Below are 2803 nucleotides of genomic sequence, written 5' to 3'. Positions count from 1 at the left end.
GGGCCTATACTGCCCAAGGTCGTGAAACCTTAAAAGCCTGGAGTTGTGATACGGAACTCATCTACCATTTCGAGTGTTGAACGAAATTCTTCTTTAGATTCAATGCAGAGAGTTCTATAAGTGTCCAAGAACCACAGCCAGTTTCAGGCGCTCTCCAGCGGCTACAGCCATTTCCGGGCGCCATCGCCCCTGCAGCGCATTTGACCAGCCATTCCTCGCGACGGTTTGCCTCATCCATCATCAGTCGGATCGGACCGCATCCGATCGTCCTTGGGACGTTCAACCCAAGGAGATCCCAATGCCCTATGTCGATGGTTTTGTGCTCGCCGTGCCGAAGGACAAGATCGAGGCCTACAAGGCGCTGGCACGAACGGCGTGTTCGGTGTGGATGGAGCATGGCGCGCTCGATTATGTCGAGTGCATCGGCGACGACGTTCCCTATGGCCAGCTCACGTCTTTTCCCCGCGCGGTGATGGCCACGGAGGACGAGGTCGTGGTGTTCTCCTGGATCGTCTATCGCGACCGGCAGAGCCGCGACGCCGTCAATGCCAAGGTGATGGCTGATGCGAGGCTCAAAGGCTCAGACATGCCGTTCGACGGCAAGCGCATGATCTATGGCGGCTTCACGGCGCTGCTGCGCGCGGATGAGATCGTCCGCTGAGTGCACGCTTCGTCCGCCTGCGCGACTGGCTCACCTCCGAGTTGCTGCATCCAGCCCAATCGAGGAACGCTATGCTGACTGTCTATGGCGAAGGTCGTGGCTTTCGTGTTGTTTGGCTGCTGGAGGAGTTGGGATTGGCTTACCGGCTGCGCCCGATCGATCTGCTCGCCGTCGAGGAAGATCGCGATTTCCTTGCGATCAACCCCGCCGGATTCATTCCCGCGCTCCAGGATGGCGAGACGATCATGGTCGAATCCATCGCCATTCTCGAGTACCTGCTCGCCCGCTACGGCTCGTGTTCGCTTAGCGTCGCCCCTGATGATCCCGCCTTCGCCCCTTATTTGCAATTCCTCCATCTGGGCGAGGCCGGGCTCGCCGGGCCGATGAACGCCGTCTTGGTCGGCCGTCAATTCGCGCCTGAAGCCGAGCGAGAGGCCCGCGTGACCCGCTGGGCCGACGAGACCTTTCAGAGCCGGCTGGGTTTGGTGATCCGGCGCCTCGCGGATTGCCCCTATCTGGCCGGCGACCGGTTCACCGCTGCCGAAATCTCGGTGAGCTATGCCCTGCTGCTCGGCCTGCGAACCGGCAACTACGTTCCCGGGCCTGCGGAGCGGGACTATCTTGTCCGCACGACGGCTCGCCCTGCCTATGCCCGAGCGATGGAGAACTGCCCGGCCACCAAGGTCTGGGCGGCGAGATCACCGGGACTGTAACACTCGCTTTATCGGGGCGGCCAAGCGCTTGGACCGAGCTCCGCCTGAAGCAGCAGCAGCAGGCAGCCCGAGAGCCGCGTCTCCATCTCTTTCGATCGGAGCGACAGCGGTCCGGGGTCGTTGAGGATCGCGTTCACCAGCGTGCCGAGCACGACCTGCAGGCCGAACGCGATCGCGCGGGTCTTGGCGGCCGTGCGGCCCTTGCCCATGGCCGGGAGCAGGAGAGGGGTGGCACGTTCGGTCGTGGTCTTGGCCAGCGCCTTGAACGGTGTCCATTTGTCCGGACGGGTGTCATCATGCTGGAGGGCGGCGCGGAGCACGCCTTCATGCTCGCGCATCCAGGCGATGATGCCGTCGACGACGATGCCGCAGAGCTTGTCGAGATCGGCGTCGGCGGAGGGGCGCCTGATCTCGCCGAGCCGCTGCTCGCCGTCGCGCGCGGCCAGGGCGATCAGCGCGTTGAAATAGGCCTCCTTGCTCTCGAAGCGGCTGTAGAAGGCGCCGACGGTGACATCGACTTCGGCGCAGAGCGCCTCGATCGAGAGCTCGCCAAGGCTTCGTGTCCGCAGCATGTCGGCGCCGGCCCGCAGCAGCGCCAGCGTCGTCTCGCGGCTGCGTTTCTGGCGTGACGGCGCCACGCCCGGCAGGTCGAAATCGCGAGAGCCGGGCTTCTCGGACGAGGGCCGCGTTCGTGCTTGCATCAGCGTAGAAACATAATCATAATTCGGATTATAATTTAGAATAAGGCGAGCCGCGGGTCAACCGTGACGGCCGGCATAGGGAGCAACAGATGAGCGCAGGCAGCGGCACGCCGTTCCGCGGGACCGTCGGCAGGACGGTTGCGGAGTCAAAACCCTGGTGGCCCGAGGCCGTGAAGCCGCCTGCGGGCGCGCCGAACATTCTCATCGTGCTGTTCGACGACGTCGGCTTCTCCGATTTCGGCTGCTATGGGTCTTCGATCAAAACGCCGACCATCGACCGGCTCGCCGCGGAAGGCTTGCGCTATTCCGGCTTCCACACCACCGCGATGTGCTCGACGACGCGCGCTGCATTGCTCACCGGGTGCAACCACCATTCGGTCGGTGTCGGGTGCCTTGCCAATTTCGATTCCGGCTACCCCGGCTATCGCGGCAAGATCGCTCGCGAGGCGGGGACGCTCGCCGAAATGCTGCGGGTCCACGGCTATCGCAACTACATGGTCGGCAAATGGCACGTCACGCCGCTGACCGAGAGCGGCGCCACCGGCCCGTTCGACGGCTGGCCTCTCGGCCGCGGCTTCGATCGCTTTTACGGCTTCCTCGACGCCGAGACCGACCAATATGCGCCCGAGCTTGTTTCCGACAACACGCATATCGATCCTCCGGGCACTTACGCCGATGGCTATCATCTGACCGAGGATCTGATCGATCAGGCCATCCGCTTCATCGGC

4 protein-coding genes are annotated in these 2803 nt (G+C 63.4%); 3 read left to right on the top strand and 1 reads right to left on the bottom strand.

What is annotated here, in order from left to right:
• Nucleotides 1–298 precede the first annotated feature (298 nt).
• Complete coding sequence (locus IF809_RS38325; RefSeq protein ID WP_462840057.1) at nt 299–661, top strand: DUF1428 domain-containing protein; 363 nt, start codon at nt 299–301, stop codon at nt 659–661.
• A 71-nt stretch (nt 662–732) separates the two neighbouring features.
• A complete protein-coding gene (locus IF809_RS38320) occupies nt 733–1374 on the top strand; it encodes a glutathione S-transferase family protein (RefSeq protein WP_462840056.1) in 642 nt (213 codons plus the stop codon).
• An 8-nt stretch (nt 1375–1382) separates the two neighbouring features.
• Here the strand turns inward: IF809_RS38320 and IF809_RS38315 are convergent, their stop codons facing one another.
• Entirely contained in the window at nt 1383–2075 is a 693-nt protein-coding gene (locus tag IF809_RS38315; protein WP_128967005.1) for a TetR/AcrR family transcriptional regulator, read from the bottom strand.
• A gap of 89 nt (nt 2076–2164) precedes the next feature.
• On the opposite strand from IF809_RS38315, the gene IF809_RS38310 reads away from it, so the two are divergent.
• Nucleotides 2165–2803: sulfatase-like hydrolase/transferase (locus IF809_RS38310; RefSeq protein WP_462840055.1), on the top strand; the 639-nt coding region annotated here is incomplete at its 3' end.

The sequence above is a fragment of the Bradyrhizobium sp. UFLA06-24 genome, assembly GCF_054967145.1.
The sequence above is the reverse complement of the archived record's forward strand: the minus strand, read 5'-3'. Positions and strand labels throughout refer to the sequence as shown.

What these genes read in the sequence shown, in the direction of transcription:
- IF809_RS38325 (WP_462840057.1), top strand. Translation starts at nt 299, where the DNA reads ATGCCCTATGTCGATGGTTTTGTGCTCGCCGTGCCGAAGGACAAGATC.
- IF809_RS38320 (WP_462840056.1), top strand. Translation starts at nt 733, where the DNA reads ATGCTGACTGTCTATGGCGAAGGTCGTGGCTTTCGTGTTGTTTGGCTG.
- IF809_RS38315 (WP_128967005.1), bottom strand. Translation starts at nt 2,075, where the DNA reads ATGCAAGCACGAACGCGGCCCTCGTCCGAGAAGCCCGGCTCTCGCGAT.